The organism is Bifidobacterium apri, from assembly GCF_009299485.1.
Classification (GTDB): domain Bacteria; phylum Actinomycetota; class Actinomycetes; order Actinomycetales; family Bifidobacteriaceae; genus Bifidobacterium; species Bifidobacterium apri.
The window spans coordinates 179,408-198,912 of record NZ_WBSO01000004.1 but is presented as its reverse complement, the minus strand read 5'-3'; the positions used below and the strand labels follow the sequence as shown (position 1 = coordinate 198,912).

The window sequence follows — 19,505 nt, the reverse complement described above, 5'->3', positions numbered from 1 at the left end:
CACAGGTCATCCTCCCAACACCGTAATGCGCTTCCATGTGGCCCGGTACAGCGGAACACATACCAAGGTGAACACGACCACCCATATCAGCTGGATGGCCAGCGAGGAAAGCGAGAATCCACTCGAAACCAACAAATCGATAGGGATGTTCGCCATCGAGGCGAACGGCTGCCAACGCAGCACCCCTTGCCAGCTCTCGGGAAGAATCACAAAAGGGATGACCGAGCCATTGAAGATGGCAACCAATGACCATCGGATCGCGTTCGCGAACCACGTCTCATTCTCCACTCTGACAATCAGCATCGAGAATATGAAATCGAACTCGATACCGATTATCACACCTAAGAGCAGGGATACCAAGAAAACCGGAATACGCCCCATCTGGACAGACCCTGACCATGCGATATGCCACGCCATAAGAATCAGGCAACCTGAAATCAACGACGGGACGATAACATGGCCCAGCCATTGCGAAACATAGTATTTCACGAGACTCATCGGCCACAGCATACGTGTCGCGACCGTGCCGTTCGCCAAGTCATCCCCCATAGCGGTCGTGGGTTGCAACAGGAAACCCAACGCCTGCGCGATGGCCATATACGAAACCAAGTATGCGCGTCCATCCCCTGTATCTGCCTGCGCCCATACACCAGCCAATGCCAGAAAGGTGATAATCCTGACGAATATCGACATCGCTTGGGCGAACCATTCCGAACGGGGAACATACGCGGATAATCTGAGAGTACTCCACACCTTAGGCTCCCCTTCCGCGACTTTGCTATCAGCCCTCCAATAAAGACAGAAGCCATCATACAACATGATTGGAGATATGACAGGGCGCGTATTGACGCGACATACGTCACACGTCGGATAGAAGACGATTCACACCCTCCCTGCAACGAAATATCCTGCCACGTATTTCCCGCCATGCATCGTCCGCGGGTTATCATTCAGCACCGCAACCGGATAGAACAGACAGTCACGTCCTGCATGTCGAGACATACACAACCCGTCGGATATCGCAAGACTCAGCCCACCATCAGGACGTCCAATACGTTTGCGTGTGCCGCGGCATACGCAACCCGTCGAATCCCACCTGATTGCGTGACTGTCGACGGTGTTACGTCGAGTTGCGCATGTTCTTACATACACATCTGAACAAGGCTCCAACAGCGATACCCTTGATTTCTGTATGCCGCATCAACTAATACATCCGTAATGACCATGTCGACAACCGAGGAACCCGGCAAAAGAGAAGCCCCGACGTTTCCGCCGGGGCCAAGGAGAGAGAAGAGAAGAAGAAGGTTCAATTATAGTTATGGGGCTTCGGACGAAACCTCGCCAGTTCACATCGCCTCGGGAGAGGTTCCGTTCGCCGGTACCTCATATATAACCAGCCCATGCTTGGCGCAACGATGCGGCACACTGGGGACGCGCTCCCAATTGCATGGCAGATCATTCAGCTTGATATCCAGGTTCGTTCAGTCTGTCTGTGAACTGTCGCCGTCCGGATGATATCGAAAAACTGTATGGCACCTCAACATGCAATCGGCGCAAAGGTGCACTAGTGTTGAAGTCATGAACGACAAGCAACGTCCCGACAGCCGTCCACACCATGGAACACGCAGCGCCGCACCCCGGCCGACATCGGTGTCCGCGCGGCTGGGACGTCTGCAATTCCATGAGTCAGGCAAATTCCGGGTGCTGCAGCTTTCCGACATCCAAGATGGCCCCAATATCTCCGGCGATACGATACGTCTGATTACCGCGGCTGTGGACGCGGCACGCCCGGATATCGTCATCTTCACCGGCAATCAGATCGCCGGCTATGACAAGGCATACGCCGCCACATTTCGAAAACGCGCTTGGCGCACGCCATTGGACCGATTCCGGCAGAACGAAGCCAGCGGCGAGCAAATCGAACACACGCGCGACTTGGTTCGCCGAAGCATCAGCACAATCCTCGAACCGCTGATTGAACGCGGTATTCCATGGGCGGTCACATACGGTAACCATGACAGCCAGTGCGGTTTGAGCCGCGAAGAAATGGACGCAATCTACCGGGAATCCCCCGGGTGTCTCAACGCCGAATCAACAGCGTCACGTCCTGATCTGCCTCGCACCCGTCCCGATTCCGGGCTGCCCGACCAACGCATCTATCCGTGTGAAGCGGGTACGCTCGCCCTGCCGGTCATGGATGTGGAACGCAAACGTACCGTACTGGCGCTGGCCGTACTCGATTCCGGTAGTTATGCCCGTTCCGGTGGCTATGGTGCGCCATCGCAGGCGGCACTGAAGTTCTTGGATCTCATGCCAGATGTTCTGCACACGCGCATGATGGTGTTCCAGCATTTCCCCATTCCGCAGTATTACCGGCTGCTCAAATCCGTTCCGCCGAATGCGGCGCACGCAGTGGAGGGGTATCGCGTTTTTTCCGGTCACAGTTATGTGCTCGATGAGGACAAGACTTTGCCAGGCAGTTATCTGGGCGAAGGCGTGAGCTGCCCGGATGTTGACAGCGGCGAATACGCGATTCTTGCGAAAGACAATCGATATTTCGCCGTTGCTGCCGGGCATGATCACCGCAACGGCTTTGCGGGCGAAGTCGATGGCATGCTGATGGTGGCTTCCCCGACCTGTGGATTCGGGTCATATGGGCCTGCTCCTGCGCGAGTGGCTGCGCGATTGTTCGAATTCGATATCCGACACCCGTATCATCCGCGCACCCAGCTGCTCGAATTCGGTGACCTGGTAGGCAAGCCCAATTCGCATAAGACTTACACGTTCGCGATTTCCAGCGAGGCGGACCAACTGGACGAGTCCATGAATCTGCTGCGCAAACCCGGATTGCTCGGTCGCCTGCGCCGCGCCCTACGCAAGAAATAAACCATGCCTCCCAAACTGTCTACGCCAACGCCCCCGCCAGCGTCACCAGTTTGTAATCCAGCACAAACTGCCTACGCCAACACCCCCGCCAGCATCACCAGTTTGTAATCCAGCACAAACTGCCTACGCTAACGACGCCCTCAGCATCACCAGTTTGTGATCCGGTACAAACTGTCTGCGCTAACGCCCCCGTCAGCGTCACCAGTTTGTAATCCGGTACAAACCGTCTACGCCAGCGGAGGGCTCAGCGTAGACAGTTTGGGGAACTTGGGACGCCAATCGCATTCGTGTTGACGACACCGTGTTGCATGCATCTGCTTCCACCGACGCTCACACCACCCTCAGCGTCGGCAGAAGGTTATGATCCAGCTTCCGCCGACACTCACACCACCCTAAGCATCGGCAGAGGGTTATGGTTGCGTATTGGTCGCCGGCAGGAAGCCGTAAGTATACGAAAAAAGCCACCGCTTTCGCAGTGGCTTCTCGTTGGCTGGGGTACCTGGACTCGAACCAAGAATGGATGAACCAGAATCACCTGTGTTGCCAATTACACCATACCCCAATTGGCAGGCGCCGCAGCTCTTGGAACTGCTTCGTCGGTCGTACCCCCGACCGGATTTGAACCGGTGTTGGCGCCGTGAGAGGGCGTAGTCCTAGACCGCTAGACGACGGGGGCGTTTAGTTATCTGTTTACGTCTCTCGACGCAACAGTTGAACAATATACAGCGGATACTTGCACCACGCAAATCGTCCACCACATCGGCGTGTCGAAATGCAAAAGCGGCCTGGATCATCACGTTCCAGACCGCTTTCGCTGCTTCCGTCAGGGCTTAGACACCCAGCTCAATCAGTACCGACTGCGCCATGTCTATCCCCGAATGCCGCGTAAGGCAAGGGCTTGGGCACCCGGCACAGCCAACGCCGCCGATGCCGCCCAAGCCCGCAAACCACGCAAGCATCACAGGTGCTCGCGCAGCCCCTTGAGACGCGCAACCGTCACCGGCTTGCCGATGATTTCCATCGACTCGAACAACGGCGGCGACACACGACGACCAGACACCGCGACACGCACCGGACCGAAGGCCAGACGCGGCTTATAGCCGGCGTCCTCAACCAACGCCTTATTCAGGGTCTCGTGCAACGATTCAGCCTTCCAATCGGCCTCATCCACACCCTCAAGCGTTGCGATCGCCTTGTCGAGCACCTCACCGGCTGAATCCTTGAGCGTCTTGCGCGCATCCGCGGCAGGCTCGATATACGGCTCCTCACTCAGCAGGCTGCCGACCATGCCGGACACCTCGCCCAGCAGACGCACACGCGGCTGCACCAGCGGGGCGGCGGCCGTGAGAATCTCACGCTCGCGATCAGTCAGGGCGTCCCAGCTGTCGGCGGACACTACGCCGTCGCGATGCAGGTACGGCACGGAACGGTTGAGGAAGTCCTGCGGTTCCAGCATGCGGATATGCTCCGCATTGATCGAAATCGCCTTGTCCAGGTCGAAGTGAGCCGGATTCGCCTTCACATCGCGCACATCGAACTTCTCGATCATCTCGTCCATCGAGAACACATCGCGGTCGGGCGCGATCGACCAGCCGAGCAGAGCAAGGTAGTTGAGCAGGCCTTCGGAAATGAAGCCGTTTTCACGGTGCAGGAACAGGTTGGATTCCGGATCGCGCTTCGACAGCTTCTTCTTGCCTTCGCCCATGACGTACGGCATGTGGCCGAACAGCGGGACTTCCTTGGCGATGCCGAGCTTGATGAGATAGCGGTACAGCACGATCTGACGCGGGGTGGAGCTCAGGAGATCCTCGCCGCGCAGCACGACGTTGATGCGCATCATCGCATCATCCACCGGGTTGGTGAGCGTGTACAGCGGGTCGCCGTTCGGGCGGACGATCACGTAATCCGGCACGGAACCGGCCTTGAACTCGATGCGCCCGCGAATCAAATCGTCAAAGGCGATGTCTTCATCAGGCATGCGGATGCGCAGCGCCGGCTTGCGACCCTCGGCACGGAAGGCTGCTTTCTGTTCTTCAGTCAGGTTTCGGTCATAACCGTCGTAGCCGAAAGCCTTCGGGCGCCCGGCGGCGACATTGCGAGCTTCGATCTCTTCAGGGGTCGAATACGACTCATAGGCATACCCTGCTTCAAGCAGCTTTGCGGCGACGTCCTTGTAAATCTGCGTGCGCTCGGACTGGCGGTACGGACCGTCCGGGCCGCCGACCTCGATGCCCTCGTCCCAGTCGATATGCAGCCACTTGAGCGCGTCAAGAATCTGGTTGTAGCTTTCCTCGCTATCACGCTGAGCGTCGGTGTCTTCGATACGGAACACGAAGGTGCCGTGCGTATGGCGGGCCTCCGCCCAGTTGAACAGGGCGGTACGAACCATGCCCACATGCGGCGTGCCGGTCGGCGACGGGCAGAAGCGCACGCGCACGTCCTTCGGCAGCTCAGGCTTGGTGTCCTTGGTTTCTTTGTTGTCAGCTTCGGTCATACGCTCTATTGTGCCGCGCGTGAGGGACGTACCGCGAATGTACGCGCGAACAGACTTTTCATCAAACAATCACAAATTCGCCATGAAGTTACACCGAATTCAGATTTTCTCATTTATACTTGTGCTATGGCTTGAGAGAAGGAATCCCTATGAGCAATCCAAGCGACAATCTCAATGGCGGCAACCCGATGGCGGGAGGTCCGGCATGGTCGCCGGCCGCGTTCAATCAGATGCACGGACCTGTGTACCAAGATTCAGAACTTGAGCTGCCATGCTACGGCTGCTCGTTCCCGAAAGCGATCGCGCGCATGTACCGCAAGTATTTCGTGTTTTCCGGGCGCGCGTCGAGAAGCGAATTCTGGTGGGCGTACCTGTACCTATGCATATTGAGTTCTGTGCTGTATTCCGCGGTAGTTGTCACAGAACAACACCACCAAGAGACGCTCGCGCTGATACTTGATGCGCTGATATTTGTGTCGATGCTGCCTCTCATCACGTTGACGTTCAGGCGCTTGCACGACACGAATCGTTCCGGCTGGTGGATTTTCGCGCCCTCGATCCCATCGATCGCAGGCATCATCGTCGGATTAGCCATAATGTATCTGACAAACAGACAGTTCAATGACGCGATGGGCGCGGCGGCAGGCGGCTTCACGGTGATGATGATTGGCTTCATACTTGACGCGGTGGTATGGGTATGGCTTCTCGCGGGTTCCTCGAAGCCAGAGGGTGCACGTTTCGACAAGACCAGCATGGTCTGGGTTCCCGGCAGCGGCCAGGTGACAACGCCGAATGTCGGTATGCAAGCCGGGATGACCTACCAGCCGACGGCTCCGATTCAAGCTCCGGCCGCGCAAACCGCTCCGGCCGCGCAGACCACTCCGGCAGCGCAGGCCAATGGCGGGAACATGCTGCCTGGGGCTGCGCCGAACGTGCAAGGCATGGCGAATACGCAAGGCATGACGAATGTTGCGATTGGCGCAGGACTTCTCCAGCGCGACCAACAGTTTGGTAGTGCCCCGCAGTTTGGCGGCGCCCCGCAGCCCAGCAGCGCCCCGCAGTTCGGTGATGCCCCGCAATTTGGCGCCTCCCCGCAGATGCACATGCCTGATTTCGGAGCGCCGGCGCAGCAGCTGCAAGCCATGCAAATGGCACAGGACGAGCGGACCGTCACGCCGATACCAGCGGTACAGGCACCCACTACCAAATCTGACGACGCGTTCCAGACTCCGGCTGCATCATCATATTCCTTCCAGCAACCGCAACAACCGCAACAATCGTTGCCAGCGCAACAGCCAACGGCGCAAAACACCCAAGCAACGCCATGGAACGCGCAAACACCGCAAATCCCGGCACAGGCAGCGCCCGCATGGCAGCTGTCCGGTATCGCGCAGGCTCCGGCAACAGCTGCCCCCATGGATTTCCCTCTGACCGGCGGCCAAGCATATGCGCAAACAAACACCGAACAGCCGAACACAGCACAGTCGACAGACGCGCCATCAGTTCTCCCGCAGACGACCATGACGCAGCCCGGCGCCTGGACACCACAGCCGTTCGAGACGGCTGCCGTGTCCAGCTCCGACCAGTCGATCGCGGCAAACCCTGCATCGATGCAACCGGCGGATATCCAATCGGCATCCGCTGCCGACCAGGCGGCAACCGAACAACAGGCAACCTCACAGCCCACGCCGGCGGAAACGAATACCACCGGAGCCGTTCTCGCCGCAATGCCGGGGGTCACATTCACCCCATCGTCGCTCGGCGTGCCCGATATGCCTGCGGTTCAGCCGCAGACCGTGCACGGCATCCAGATGCCAACCGAAACGTACACACCCGATGCTGATTTCAACTTCATGTCAGAACCGCAAACCCCGGTCATGCCGACCGACCCGGCTCAGGCTCTCCAATCAGTATCTTTCTCCACTGATGAGGTCCACGTTCCAGCTCAGCAGTTCCCGCTCGCCGGCCAGCCAACCGTGACCCCGGCTGCCCCTGAACAACCCATCACGCCAGCAGTTCCAACAGATTCCATGGATTTCGGCAACGGCATCACTCCCCAATTCCCGATTGCACCGACGACCCCGTGGGGCGTGTCTGACCAGGATAGCGGTACCAGTCAACAGTGACATGCCCTGCCCGGCACCCGAGCGAGCACGAGCATCACCCCAATGCTGTGCGAAGCGAATGCGCGCAAGCGGCGCACGCGTTCGCTTCGCTTCATACAGCCGCCATTGTGGCTATCTACTTGGAGAACTTCGCCGACAACTCCTCCTTGTTGCGACGCTCGTCAGCCTCTTTCGCTTGGCGTTTCGCCTCTTTCGGATCCCACAGCACATCAGTGCGATGTTGCTCCCATTCCGCCTCGGCAGCCTGAGCGATCACCGCAACGAACACGTCGGCGACACCATCGCCGTTCGTTGCACGCGCATCCAACAGTTGCGACAGCAGTTGCGGCGAGTAGAAGAGCCGCGGCAAAGATACGCTGTCACACCATTCATTCAGCGAAAGCAGCACCGCACACGCCCCTGCCGTACCCGCCTGCCCGGCATCCGATTGGCGGAGCATCGTCGCAGCCGCGAGCGCATACACCGCCAATACGCTGGCGACACGCCGCGTTTCAGATGAGGTGCCCTGTTCCGCAGCATCACTCCCCGCAGCATCATTCCCGACGATTTCATCCGCAGCGCTGCCAGCCGCCAGCTGTGAGGCCTGCTGGATAGTATCCGCGATATCGCCCGCAACCTCAGCGTTCCACGTGGCTCCCAGCGCCTGCGCGACATCGGCGAACACCGTCGGATCCGCCTGGCTGCGGTATGCGGCAGCGGCATCACAAGCATCGTTCGCCGCCAACAACGCGTCGACAATGTCCTGGGGGCGGCCCGGAATCGTGTCCGCGCCCTCATAGACATATTCCGCATCCGCGCGGGTCACATCAAGCCCGGTCAACGCGTGCGCAATCACCAGGCTTTCTCGCACTTGCAGATTTTCCGCATATTTCGCGTCGTTGCCCATCATCATCGCGTCGGTCAGCGGCCATAGGGATGTCAACGCGGCGCCACGCTCCGCCGCACTGCGAATATCCGACAGACCGGCAAGCCGCCGCACTTCATCTTGCACCTGTCCATTCATCATGGTCACGCTCCTTTGCCTACGGTTCCAACGCGTATGTTCGCACTGATACCAACACTACCGCGCGCCATGCCGGCATTCATCGCATGTCAGTGGGTTACCGGCGCAGCCGAAAGCGCAACCGTGCAATCACACCTGTCTGTGTGCGATTCGTGGCTACGCGCCGTCCAATCGCGCTCAGCGCACGTCTTTCGCGGGATCGGCATAGCTGATGGACAGCATTTCCCCCGTCTCGCTGTCATAGGTGATGGAGGTGACCGAGGCGAGCGCAGTATGGCGCAAGAACATATTGTGCTCGGGATGCCCGGTTTCCAGAAGATGACGGTATGACCAGATCGGCGATTCGTGGCTGACCGCGATGATTTGCTTGCCGGCGTATTCGCGGACTTTCTCCTGGGCGAAATCCCCTACTCGCGCGGCGATATGCTGGTAGCTTTCGCCCCAGCTGGGTTTCCACAGATTGCGCACAAGACGCCAGTTCCCGTTACGCCACAACGCGCCCTCACCGTACCCGATGCGTTTGCCGCGGAATTCGTTGCCGGCTTCGATGATGCGGCTGTCGGTGTGCAGTTCGAGCGGCTGTTCGCCGCGTTCGCTGCGGGCTTTGTTGAGCGCGTCCAGAATAATGCCCGCCGTTTCGCGAGTTCGGTCAAGCGGTGATGAATATACGGCCACCACATTGGACAGCTGAGGGTCCGCCGCCGCGTATGCTGCGGTCGCCTGGGCCATACGACGGCCGATATCTGACAGGTGGAAACCGGGAAGCCGCTCGTACAACAGGTGATCGGGGTTCTCGACCTTGCCGTGGCGGATGAAATGGATGGTGGTTGACGGCATGTGGTCCTCCTGCGTATGCGGTGTGATGCGATAGCGAGACGCCGAAACCGACGTCCGCTTTTCCAATGTACCGCGTGTCATGCACGGCACCGGGCTAAAGTTGCCATGGCTGCCCGAACCGCGGCGAACGGAACGCCAGAATACCTTACGTCGCAACGGGTGTATCGCTTCAGTGAACAACAGGCGAACAGACACCGACAAACCGTCGCCCACCGGCCGTCAGCGACACGCCAGACAGACATACCACGGCAAGACAACCCGGCGATCCAAGCGACAGACATCCAACGCCGCACCGCACGTCGGGCAGCCCAGAAGACAAGCCTCAACCAATCACACACGAACGACGAACACGAAAACAGAAGGCCACACGAAATGACATCATTCACCGCCGGGGTCAAAGACCTCGTCAACCGTCTCTTCGGAGGGTACGCCGAACTGTTGCGCATGCCGCATACCGCACGATTCGCCATCGGCTCGGTGATCGCGTGTATGCCGTTCCCCATGGTCGGCATGACCATCACCATCTCCGTACAGCATTATTACGGCAACTATTCCCTGGCAGGCGCGCTCACCGCCATCCAGGCGATCGCCACGGCGATTGTGGGACCGCTGCTGGGCAAGCTTGTCGATATCTACGGCCAGCGGCAAATCTCCATCCCCACCATCATCGTATGGATGATTGCCTCAACATCTCTGGTCACCGCTATCACCCATCACGCCCCGGAATGGGTGTTGTATGCGCTGGTCCCATTCATGGCCGCCATCCCGCCGTGGGGAGCGATGAGCCGCGGCCGTTGGACGCGCCTGCTGCGCGGCGACCATGAACGTACCGATCGGGCGCTGTCGCTCTCCGGCGTGCTCGACGAATGCATGTGGGTGGTCGGCAATCCGCTCGCCTCCACGCTTGCGGTGATTTCCGGACTGCTCGCGTTCTCGTTCACCGGCATGTGCGTCATCGTCGGCGCGCTGATGTTCCTGACCGAACGAACCACGGAACCGCCATCGCAGACGCAACTCGCCCGCGAGGCGGGACTCACCCGCGCACAATATCGCGAGCGTGAAGCGCAGAAAGCGGCCGCGTTGCTGAGAACATCATCAGAAGGGCATGCCGTTGCAGATTCGGCCTCAGCGGACGGGCACCTGTCAGCAGGCAAGTCCGGCCACTCGCACGGGTCAATCTGGGGACCGGGACTGGTCGCCGTATGCGCCACCTGGTTCGGCCTCGGAGCATTCCAATCGGCCGCTGGCATCTCGATCATCGCCTTCGCGACAGAACAGAATATGAAGCAGTACACGGGATTCGTCTTCGCATGCTTCTCGCTGAGCTCCCTGACCGGAGCGCTCGTCTACGGCGCGAAAAACTGGATGATCCCGTTGTGGAAGCGGTTCTACGTATGCCTTGCCGTGGTGAATCTCGGCATCGGGTCATTCCTGTTCGCGAAACACCTCTGGGTCATCATGGTGATTTACCTGGTGATCGGCGTATGTCAAGCCCCGACGTGGATCAACGGCAATCAGCTCATGCTGCATCTGGTGCCGCCGTCACGGTTCACCGAAGGCATGGCGTGGATGGGCGCGATGAATTCCATCGGATCGTCCGTAGGCTCGGCGATCGCCGGCGCATATATCGATCGGGCGGGTTCGCACGGAGGATTCGTCGTCGTCACCGCCTTGGCGATCGGTTCACTGCTGATAGCGCTGACCGGTATACGGCAAATCAAATCCAGTACCGAGGCGCCCACTTTGACTGAAGTCGAAGTGTGACCGCGTGCGGACATGACGTTGGGCGTCATCCCCGCACGCGACGATAGGCGTGCGTCATTGCGCGCGTCGGAATGAGGTCATGCCGCAGCAACCGCAAAACAAACCGTCTGCCGACGCTGGAAGTCTTCGGGAGTCTTCTCAGCGTCGGCAGACGGTTCAGTCATCAAAGCTTTTCGTCAACCGGTCTCTGCCTACTTCGGCCAGCCCTTCGGCGTGTGTTCAAGAGACCACAATCCCAAACGATGCGAGAAGCTGCGTTCCCAGCGGGCGTCCAGCTCCTCCTTGGTCAGCCTGTTGTCGGCTTTGCGCAGACGATTCGCCGCATTCGTGTGGGTATCATCCAACAGCCATTTGCGGATGACGAAATTCCACACCGCGACCACCACGGTCGCCACCAGCTTGCCTGCATTGGTACGCAGCACATACACGGCGTGCTGGGTGACGATGGCATCGGCAGCCATACCGAGCGTACTGACCGCGATAATCGCGTCGTTAATCAGCAGACCGATGACCGAGGACAGCAGGAAAATCAGCATTTCCATCCAACGAGCCATATCGTCACGGTGTTTGAACACGTATTTCATGCTCGCCAGATAGTTGAAAATCAGTGAAACAATGAACGAAATCGTGCTTGCCGCGACATTCGGCATGTGCAGGAACCGCATCAGCAGGTTCATCACACCGACATCGATGATGAAGGCGATAACCCCGACGACGCCGAATTTCATAAGCTGTTCGATGAGTTTTTTCACAACTCACCATTAAACACGCGCACAATGACGATTCCGCATAAGTACAAGAATCCTCACGGTTCCTCACCAATCCGCATGCGTGCGAAGTCCCGCCAAGGATGTTCGCCAATCGGCTCACCACGGGGAACCGGCTGAAGCAACTAGACTGGGAACCGACAACTCGGCTCGATTCCCGGGCCGACACACTTCAGGAGGAATCCCATGCCAGTGATCCACACCCATGTTTCCGTGTCCACCACCAAAGAGCAGCGCGAGGCGCTCAAGGCCGCATACGGCAAGGCCATCACCGCAGTTCCCGGCAAATCCGAAGGCTGGCTGATGTGCCCGTTTGAGGACAATATGCCCATCTACTTCGCAGGCAGCGACGATCAACCGGCAGCCTATGTCGAAGTGAATGTCTTTGGATCCAGTGTCCCCGGCTCCGCGTGGGAGCAGCTGACCCGACAGATCATGGATGCGCTGCATCGCGAACTGGGAATCCCCGAGAACCGCACCTATATCCGCTATACCGCCACTACCGATTGGGGATGGAACGGCGGCAACTTCTGATTGTTCCGGGGATGTCGGCGTGAGACGTCGGCATCCCCTGCCCATTTTTGGGGAGACGGCTCATGCTGAAAGGCAGCCTCCAGAGTCGCCCACGTTGAGAGGCCTGGCCATACTCCCAGGAATCGTCCGATCCGACAGCCTGAGCCATCTGAGGAATCTTCCACGCCCGGTAACTCGCCCCTCGAATACGGCGACGTCCGACAGCCTGAGCCACCGGCAATTCCGGCAGGCTCACGACAACGCAGTCCCGACACATGGTAACGAAACCATCGGTGAAAAGCATGGCGAACATCATGGTCATGTCTTATAATCGAATTACTCGAATCACTGTGGACGAGGGAAACCATCATGGAAGACGATAGGACTACTGAAGTACCGGAGGACGCGGCTCAAAACGGCGACGCGACCGCCGACGACTGGAACTACAGCAACGGGTATCTAGCCGGGCTCAAGGGCATCACCATCCCGAGCACCGCCCCATCGTTCGGAGATGCAGGCGGCCGTGGCAGGCACTATTCCGACGAAAACACCTTCGACACTTCCGACCCGCACCTACGGGATTTGCTGAGCATGCTCGACAAGCAGGACAAGCAGGACAAGCAGGACAAGCAGGAGCAGGCAAAGGACAACGACCAGGCGGACGCATCCACAGACACCGCTGTCAGCGCCACGAACAACGAAGGCAAGAGCGCTGACAACACCAAACAAGAACCCAAGAAGTCCGCTTGGGAAGCCGCTATGGACCATGCCGTAGCGCAAGCAGCATATCATCGCGACCCCAATAGCAGGGCAAACAGCGACGCTGCGGCCCGATACGCGAAGGAAGCCGCCGAAGCCAAAGCGAAGGCAGATGCCGAAGCAGCAGCCAAAGCCAAGGCTGAAGCCGAAGCGAAAGCAAAAGCCGAAGCCGAAGCACGGGCGAAGGCCGCCGCCGAAGCCAAAGCCAAAGCCGAAGCGGAAGCAAAGGCTCAAGCCGAAGCCGCAGCCAAAGCCAAAGCTGAAGCTGAAGCACGTGAACGAGCAGCGGCCCAAGCCAAGGCGGCCGCAGAAGCGGCAGAACGCGCACGGGCGGAGGCCCAAGCCAAAGCAGAAGCGGAAGCCCAAGCGAAACAAGACACCCATGAGGCTCTAGCCGCGGCATCTTCATTCATCGACCAAGTCGAAGCACAAGCCAAAGCGAAAGCAGAAGCAGCGCAACAAGCCGCCGCCGCAGCAGCACAAGCAAAAGCGGAAGCACAGGCAAAAGCCGAAGCAGAAGCCAAAGCCAAGGCTGAAGCCGAAGCCAGAGCAAAAGCACAAGAAGAAGCACAAAAACAGGCGCGCTTGCAAGCGATCGCAGCAGCACAAGCCAAAGAGCAGGCACAACTGCAAGCCTTGGCCGCACAGCAGGCCAAGCAGGCGCAAGCCCAGGCATATCAGCAGTTCCAAGCGCAGCAGGCAGCGCGTATGCAGCAAGAGGAAGTCCAGCCGCAAACCCAATCGGAGCATGGTATGCAGCAACAGCAGCTCACCGAATCCCAGCAACTGCAGCAAGCCCAAATGCTGCAGGCACAGCGAATCCGGCAAATGCAGCAGCAGGCGGCACAGGCGCGCGCCGCGCAAGCCGCGCAGATGGGTCAGGCGACGCAAGCCGCACAACCGACGCAAGCCGATAATGCGCAGCAGGCGGCGCTCAGTGGGCATCAGCTCGCGCAAACAGCCCAGCAATCCGCCATGAATCAGGCCCAAGCAGACACACAAGCCGCAGCGCAACGCGTACTCGACGCGCAAAACCTACGCTCGTCCATGGATGAATCGCAGCTTGCACGCCAACGTGGCGCATGGAATCCGATGGCGGCTCACGGCAACGTACCGACCATGGAGCCTCCGGCGCAGCCACAGACCAACATGCCCATGCCGGCTCCAGCCAGTATGCAAATGCCATCCTTCGTTGTCCCCGAAACCAAAGACAACAGCGATGCAATCACCAAGAAACGCATCGCCAAAGCGCAGCTTGTCGCGCAAACCCTGTATTCAGAGCACCCCGACGCCGATCCTGAATTCATCAATGCCATAGGTCAGCTCGTCGCATTCAACGCGTCCGATCTTCATCTGGTGGTCGGCGATTATCCGATGCTCCGCGTGGACGGCAAACTCGTTCCCGCGCCGAATACGTCCATCTGGGATAAGGAGCGGACGTTGGCTGCGGTGCAGGTGATGACGACGGATCAGGAGTTGCAGCGGTTCGAGCAGGAGCTCGAGTTGGATGTGTCGTTCGCGATCGGGGATCTGGTCAGGTTCCGTGTGAACGTGTATCAGGACCGTAACGGCGTATGCGCGGCGTTGCGTACGATCCCGTTGGAGATCAAGTCGGTGACGCAGTTGGGTCTGGACCAGAAGATCGCGGACCTGGCGCTCCTGCCGCGCGGCCTGGTGTTGGTGTGCGGCCCGACGGGTTCGGGCAAGTCGACCACGCTGGCGGCGATCGTGGACAAGGCGAACGCGGAGCGGCATGACCATATCATCACGATCGAGGACCCGATCGAGTTCGTGCACCGGCATAAGAACTGCGTGGTCAGCCAGCGTGAGGTGGGCACGGACACGTTGAGTTTCGCGGAGGCGCTCAAGCACGCGTTGCGTGAGGACCCGGACATCATCATGGTGGGCGAGTTGCGTGATCTGGAGACGATCAGCACGGCGTTGACGGCCGTGGAGACCGGCCACCTGGTGTTCGCGACCCTGCATACGCAGGACGCGGGGTCGACGGTGGATCGTCTGATCGACGTGTATCCGGAGAACCAGCAGCAGCAGATCCGCGTGCAGGTCGCGTCCACGTTGCGGGCGGTGATCGTGCAGACGCTGCTGCCGAAGGCGAGCGGGCACGGGCGTGTCCCGGCGACCGAGGTGATGTACGCGACGCCGGCGATCAGCGCGTTGATCCGCGAGGGCAAGACGCATCAGGTGCACACGCAGTTGCAGTCGGGCGGCGACCTGGGCATGCACACGCTGGACCAGGACCTGGCGCGGCTGGTCAACCGCGGCGACGTGCAGCTCGACATCGCCGAGAAACGCTGCCAGGACCGCAAGGAATTCGAGAAGCTCGTCCAGGCCCGCGCCGCCTACTGACCGCAAGCGATCCGTTCGGCCGGAACGACACCGGCCGAACGGATCGCCCCAAGGCGACCCCATCCCGGTCTTGACGGCCGGTCATCCCCTGTTTCTGCCGACGCTGAGACCCCTCTCAACGTCGGCAGAAGGTTTTCTACCTGCTTCCACCGACGCTCACATGCTTGTCACCGTCGGTAGAAACAGATTCTTAACCCTCTGCCGACGCTCACATGCCCATCAGTGTCGGTAGAAACAGAATGCCGACCCTCTACCGACACTCATACTTCACTCACTCAGCGTCGGCAGAAGCAGAGTCCCGACCGTCCGCGAAACTCGATGCTACAACGCAACAGAAAGCCCCGCGCACCAACCGGCACGCGGGGCGATATGTCATCAGCCGAATGATCAGACGATCTTCGGCATCGGCGTAGTCAGCGAGGTGGTCAGGTTGACCTGCACCAAGCCTGCACCGGCATGCACCTCGACCTTCTTCAGGGTCACGGTACGCTCGTCCGCCGGCGCAGCATCGTTATCGGTCATCGTGGCAGGAGACTTCACCGCGACCAATGCGAGATCATCAAGCTTGAATCCAGCATTCGCGCAAAGCTGCTCGGCCTGCGCCAGTGACTCGTCGAAACCGTCACGCTTCACAACACGATCCGCAGGCACGCCATACGCATTGCCGGCGACCCAGTGGATATCATCAATCAACGGCATACCCTTGTGGCTGTCCGGGCTCGCCGGAGTCTTGCCGTCGCCGACACCCAGCACATCAACGAATGCGTCAAGCTGCGGAGCGAGCGCCGCACCGCCGTCACGGAACAGGTTGCCGATAATCGGATCGCGGAACTTCAGATCCTTCGCCGTCGCGCGCAGCGCATCAATCTGATCGTCCTCGCCGCTCCACAGGTTGATCAGCGGGAAGGTCGGGATGTTCAGGCCCTCAAGACGCTGCACATGGAACGGGTAGCGCCACTGCAACGCCGGATCATCGCGCCACGTGGTGGCACGCGTGACCACGACCGCGGCGGACGGCCATTGCGCGCCATACTCACGGCAGGCGATGTCCAGCCACTTCTGAGCACCCGCGTCGGCGCCATACCCGGCTTCGACGATAACCACGTCATGCAGCGCGCAGGCGAGTTCAACGGACACGAGCGTCGGAATGCCGATGGACACATTCGCGAACGGACCACCATGCACGTACACCGGCGAGCCGTTGACCGTTTCGGTGAGCGCCGGCTTGACCGCATCGCCGAGAATACCGGTGATACGCCACAAATCAGTGAACTCACCGAACTTGACCGGCTTGCCGTCCTTGGTACCGGCGATCATCGCGGCGACGCGTTCGGCGATTTCGTCCATGGAACGGGAGAGCACGACGATCTGCATGAGCTCGCAGGTCGGGGTAAGTACGACACGCTCGGCGACATTGTTCTTGCCGGCGTCGACGACGATTTTGCGCAGCGAACGGGACGGAACCTCGGAAACGCGCGGCACCAGCACGGTGTCGAGCTTGCCTTCGTCCACAGCCTTCTCTGCGAAGGAGACGAGCAGATTCTGAGCGGCCTCGATCGCGGCCATTTCGCCGCACAGACCCCAGTCGATGAGTTCCGGATGCGTCAGGGACGCCTTGCCGCCGCCGGACGCACCGCCCTTGGAACCGGCTGCGGTGATGCCCATGCTCGGCTGGCGCAGGACGGCGGTCGCATCGATGCCGCGAGCACGCAGCGCGTCGATCAGCGCGATGGTAGTGGTGGTTTTGCCTTCGCCGCGGGATGCCTTGAGCGGCGTGTCAGCGGTGACGAGCACGACTTTGCCATGCTTGCGGGGCGCTTCAGGATGAGTGTTGAGATAGTCGAGGTAGCCGTACGCGTCAATCTTGCGGACCAAGCCGTACTGGCGTGTGTAATCCTCGATACCGGTCATGGGGTCTCCTTACCTGTCGGTGATACTGCACCGTCGGCGGCCGCCGACGGCAAGTCTGGTCGGGCAAGTCCACACTGTAGACGCACACGCTACAGCCACAAGCAAGAAACCATGCGCAAGCCCGCGTTGCGCACGTCTTCACTATAATCGATGGCCCTGTCAGCAACGCCGGATTGTCCAGAAAACAGACGCCACGGCACAACCAGCAGACAGCAGGAAAACAGCAGGATACGGCAGGACCTGCGGGCACTACGGGCATCGGCGGCATAGACACGCCGTATGCGGATTCCCCGTGCCACAAGTGCGCGAACGCGCCTATCGTGACACGGGGAATCAGGCCGATACACCGGGTGGTATGACGGTCAAACCGGATACCACATGGAATCAGTTGTCGGAGCGGTTGAACCCGTTCTTCATCTTCATGCTGGTGATATACAGCACAGTGTCGAGCAGTTCGTCAGTTTCCTTCTTGATTTGGTCGGCCATGGTCTGGTTCGCGGCGGCAAGCACGTCACGCACTTCCTGGTCGCGCACGACCTCGATGATCTGGTCGGGCTCAAGCGGCTCCACATCGCCATCGAGATTGTCTGCCTCGAACTCGTCTTCCAGCCGCTTGGCTTTGGCTTCATTCTCACCGCCAAGGCGAGAAACCTGCTCGTCGGTCGCGGCGATCAGACGGTGGGCCATGCCGCCGGTCTTCTCCTGATAGCGTTCCACCGCGTTCGCCGTGTCGGAGAACGCCGCATCGCACAGCGCTGCGATAATGCGGTTCTCCCAGTAGAAGTTCTCGGAGGTCACGCGCGTGGTCGTGTCTTCGAAATACTTCGGCGTGGTGTCCACGTTCGGGAAGAACGGGACCAAGGTATTGAACGGGTTGGAACCGTAAGCAATCCACTGGATCGCGCGGTTGGACTGCGGGCGATACGGACGAATTTGCATAACCGACAGTTGGCTCTGACGGTTGATGCCGATGGTGCGGTACATGTGCCGGGTGTGCTCATCACCCAGATGCCCATACGGGTCGAACGGGGTTCCTTGATAGTGGGAGCTGAGCACGTATTTCACATCTTCAATAGTGATTTTGCGTTCAGGCTGGCGCGCCCACGGAATATCGTTGCTTTCCGGCGTATGATCCGCGTCTTTGCCGTCCCACACCTCGTCATACGGGTTGAGGAATCGCTGCATGTACCATGCGCGCGGCGTGTTGTACACGTGGTCGGAATCCGAATGGGAGCCGAACGCGTCACGCGGATTGAACGGGGATGCCGATTCGACGGCGAGGTCGAGATGATTATGCTCGATGAACCCGGCAAGGTCGGCGGAGCACATATGGCTCTCCTGCTCTCCGAGCGCATCATCCAAATCGAATTCGTCGATGCCCAGCTGGTTCGGCATGGTCACATATGCCTCGTCCGGAACACGCTTGGCGATCCAATGATGCCCGCCAACCGTTTCCAGCCACCAGATTTCGTGAGCGTCGGAGAACGCGACACCGTTCATTTCATAGGTGCCGTACTGTTCGAGCAGCGAGCCGAGCCGCTCCACGCCTTCGCGCGCGGTCTTGATGTACGGCAGTACCAGGGTGAGAAAATCCTCTTCGCCAATGCCGCCGGGGGTTTCGGGCTTGTAACCATCCTCGCCGGGCTTGCCGGTGGCGGGGACAAGCTCGACGAACGGATCGGCGCCAAGCACGCGCTCGTTGGTAGTCAGCGTTTCGGTGGCGCTCATCGCCACGTTCGCTTCGTTGACGCCGGCTTCGCCCCAAATGCCTTCCTTGGTGTCGGCGTTCGGAACTGCCGTGTATTGCAGCGGGTTGTCCGGCAGATCGACTTCGACGTGGCTGAGCACACTGCGATAATGCCGAGGCTGTTCGCTCGGACGGACGACGATGAAACGCTTCGGATTGAATTCGCCGTTGGCGGAATCCTCGTTGCGGGCGATGATGGTCGAGCCGTCATAGCTCGCGTCCTTACCTACCAAAATTGTGGTGCAGGCCATGGTGTTCCTTTCAGTTTTGCCGAATTTCCAAGCCTTCGCGCGTATCCGGTATGTGCTCACGCGTGATTGCACGACGTGTG

The 19,505-nt window shown here is 59.6% G+C and carries 12 protein-coding genes and 2 tRNA genes; 5 read left to right on the top strand and 9 right to left on the bottom strand.

From position 1 onward, the window contains the following. Nucleotides 1-6: 6 nt before the first annotated feature. Nucleotides 7-597, bottom strand: coding sequence for an ABC-2 family transporter protein (locus tag DSM100238_RS04625; protein ID WP_167511035.1), 591 nt, complete (start codon nucleotides 595-597; stop codon nucleotides 7-9). A gap of 981 nt (nucleotides 598-1,578) precedes the next feature. Here DSM100238_RS04625 and DSM100238_RS04620 point away from each other — a divergent pair. Continuing rightward, nucleotides 1,579-2,886 (top strand): metallophosphoesterase, encoded by a 1,308-nt coding sequence (locus DSM100238_RS04620; RefSeq protein WP_152355515.1) that lies wholly within the window; start codon nucleotides 1,579-1,581, stop codon nucleotides 2,884-2,886. 487 nt (nucleotides 2,887-3,373) lie between these two features. Here DSM100238_RS04620 and DSM100238_RS04615 read toward each other — a convergent pair. The 3 genes from DSM100238_RS04615 to gltX all read right to left on the bottom strand — a co-directional run bounded on the left by DSM100238_RS04615 (nucleotide 3,374) and on the right by gltX (nucleotide 5,380). Then, nucleotides 3,374-3,448, bottom strand: a tRNA-Gln gene (locus DSM100238_RS04615). A gap of 41 nt (nucleotides 3,449-3,489) precedes the next feature. Then, nucleotides 3,490-3,562, bottom strand: a tRNA-Glu gene (locus DSM100238_RS04610). Nucleotides 3,563-3,844: 282 nt separating this feature from the next. Then, nucleotides 3,845-5,380: a glutamate--tRNA ligase gene (gene gltX / locus DSM100238_RS04605; RefSeq protein WP_152355514.1), complete on the bottom strand. Its 1,536-nt coding sequence runs from the start codon at nucleotides 5,378-5,380 to the stop codon at nucleotides 3,845-3,847. A 149-nt stretch (nucleotides 5,381-5,529) separates the two neighbouring features. On the opposite strand from gltX, the gene DSM100238_RS04600 reads away from it, so the two are divergent. Further along, nucleotides 5,530-7,506 carry a DUF805 domain-containing protein gene (locus DSM100238_RS04600; RefSeq protein ID WP_152355513.1) on the top strand — a complete coding sequence of 659 codons (1,977 nt, stop codon included), beginning with the start codon at nucleotides 5,530-5,532 and terminating at the stop codon, nucleotides 7,504-7,506. A 115-nt stretch (nucleotides 7,507-7,621) separates the two neighbouring features. On the opposite strand, the gene DSM100238_RS04595 is transcribed toward DSM100238_RS04600, so the two are convergent. Both DSM100238_RS04595 and DSM100238_RS04590 read right to left on the bottom strand, forming a co-directional pair. Further along, entirely contained in the window at nucleotides 7,622-8,512 is an 891-nt protein-coding gene (locus tag DSM100238_RS04595; RefSeq protein WP_152355512.1) for a hypothetical protein, read from the bottom strand. A gap of 174 nt (nucleotides 8,513-8,686) precedes the next feature. Beyond that, nucleotides 8,687-9,346 (bottom strand): histidine phosphatase family protein, encoded by a 660-nt coding sequence (locus tag DSM100238_RS04590; RefSeq protein WP_152355511.1) that lies wholly within the window; start codon nucleotides 9,344-9,346, stop codon nucleotides 8,687-8,689. A 372-nt stretch (nucleotides 9,347-9,718) separates the two neighbouring features. Here DSM100238_RS04590 and DSM100238_RS04585 point away from each other — a divergent pair, with 372 nt between their 5' ends. After that, nucleotides 9,719-11,110 (top strand): MFS transporter, encoded by a 1,392-nt coding sequence (locus DSM100238_RS04585; protein WP_152355510.1) that lies wholly within the window; start codon nucleotides 9,719-9,721, stop codon nucleotides 11,108-11,110. A 191-nt stretch (nucleotides 11,111-11,301) separates the two neighbouring features. Here the strand turns inward: DSM100238_RS04585 and DSM100238_RS04580 are convergent, their stop codons facing one another. Then, nucleotides 11,302-11,862 carry a GtrA family protein gene (locus tag DSM100238_RS04580; RefSeq protein ID WP_167511034.1) on the bottom strand — a complete coding sequence of 187 codons (561 nt, stop codon included), beginning with the start codon at nucleotides 11,860-11,862 and terminating at the stop codon, nucleotides 11,302-11,304. Nucleotides 11,863-12,063: 201 nt separating this feature from the next. On the opposite strand from DSM100238_RS04580, the gene DSM100238_RS04575 reads away from it, so the two are divergent. Together DSM100238_RS04575 and DSM100238_RS09525 are read left to right on the top strand one after the other, a co-directional pair. Further along, nucleotides 12,064-12,411: a phenylpyruvate tautomerase MIF-related protein gene (locus DSM100238_RS04575; protein ID WP_152355509.1), complete on the top strand. Its 348-nt coding sequence runs from the start codon at nucleotides 12,064-12,066 to the stop codon at nucleotides 12,409-12,411. Nucleotides 12,412-12,759: 348 nt separating this feature from the next. Next, nucleotides 12,760-15,516 (top strand): type IV pilus twitching motility protein PilT, encoded by a 2,757-nt coding sequence (locus DSM100238_RS09525; protein ID WP_240812341.1) that lies wholly within the window; start codon nucleotides 12,760-12,762, stop codon nucleotides 15,514-15,516. Between the two features lie 387 nt (nucleotides 15,517-15,903). Here the strand turns inward: DSM100238_RS09525 and DSM100238_RS04560 are convergent, their stop codons facing one another. Together DSM100238_RS04560 and DSM100238_RS04555 are read right to left on the bottom strand one after the other, a co-directional pair. Beyond that, nucleotides 15,904-17,427, bottom strand: coding sequence for a formate--tetrahydrofolate ligase (locus DSM100238_RS04560; protein ID WP_152355508.1), 1,524 nt, complete (start codon nucleotides 17,425-17,427; stop codon nucleotides 15,904-15,906). Nucleotides 17,428-17,811: 384 nt separating this feature from the next. Continuing rightward, nucleotides 17,812-19,425 (bottom strand): C69 family dipeptidase, encoded by a 1,614-nt coding sequence (locus tag DSM100238_RS04555; protein ID WP_152355507.1) that lies wholly within the window; start codon nucleotides 19,423-19,425, stop codon nucleotides 17,812-17,814. Nucleotides 19,426-19,505 lie beyond the last annotated feature (80 nt).

Bases quoted from the DNA above. Each gene is read 5' to 3' on its own strand.
- DSM100238_RS04600 (WP_152355513.1), top strand. From the start codon at position 5,530: ATGAGCAATCCAAGCGACAATCTCAATGGCGGCAACCCGATGGCGGGA.
- DSM100238_RS04585 (WP_152355510.1), top strand. From the start codon at position 9,719: ATGACATCATTCACCGCCGGGGTCAAAGACCTCGTCAACCGTCTCTTC.
- DSM100238_RS04555 (WP_152355507.1), bottom strand. From the start codon at position 19,425: ATGGCCTGCACCACAATTTTGGTAGGTAAGGACGCGAGCTATGACGGC.
- DSM100238_RS04620 (WP_152355515.1), top strand. From the start codon at position 1,579: ATGAACGACAAGCAACGTCCCGACAGCCGTCCACACCATGGAACACGC.
- DSM100238_RS04575 (WP_152355509.1), top strand. From the start codon at position 12,064: ATGCCAGTGATCCACACCCATGTTTCCGTGTCCACCACCAAAGAGCAG.
- DSM100238_RS09525 (WP_240812341.1), top strand. From the start codon at position 12,760: ATGGAAGACGATAGGACTACTGAAGTACCGGAGGACGCGGCTCAAAAC.
- DSM100238_RS04560 (WP_152355508.1), bottom strand. From the start codon at position 17,427: ATGACCGGTATCGAGGATTACACACGCCAGTACGGCTTGGTCCGCAAG.
- DSM100238_RS04595 (WP_152355512.1), bottom strand. From the start codon at position 8,512: ATGATGAATGGACAGGTGCAAGATGAAGTGCGGCGGCTTGCCGGTCTG.
- DSM100238_RS04590 (WP_152355511.1), bottom strand. From the start codon at position 9,346: ATGCCGTCAACCACCATCCATTTCATCCGCCACGGCAAGGTCGAGAAC.
- gltX (WP_152355514.1), bottom strand. From the start codon at position 5,380: ATGACCGAAGCTGACAACAAAGAAACCAAGGACACCAAGCCTGAGCTG.
- DSM100238_RS04625 (WP_167511035.1), bottom strand. From the start codon at position 597: ATGGCCATCGCGCAGGCGTTGGGTTTCCTGTTGCAACCCACGACCGCT.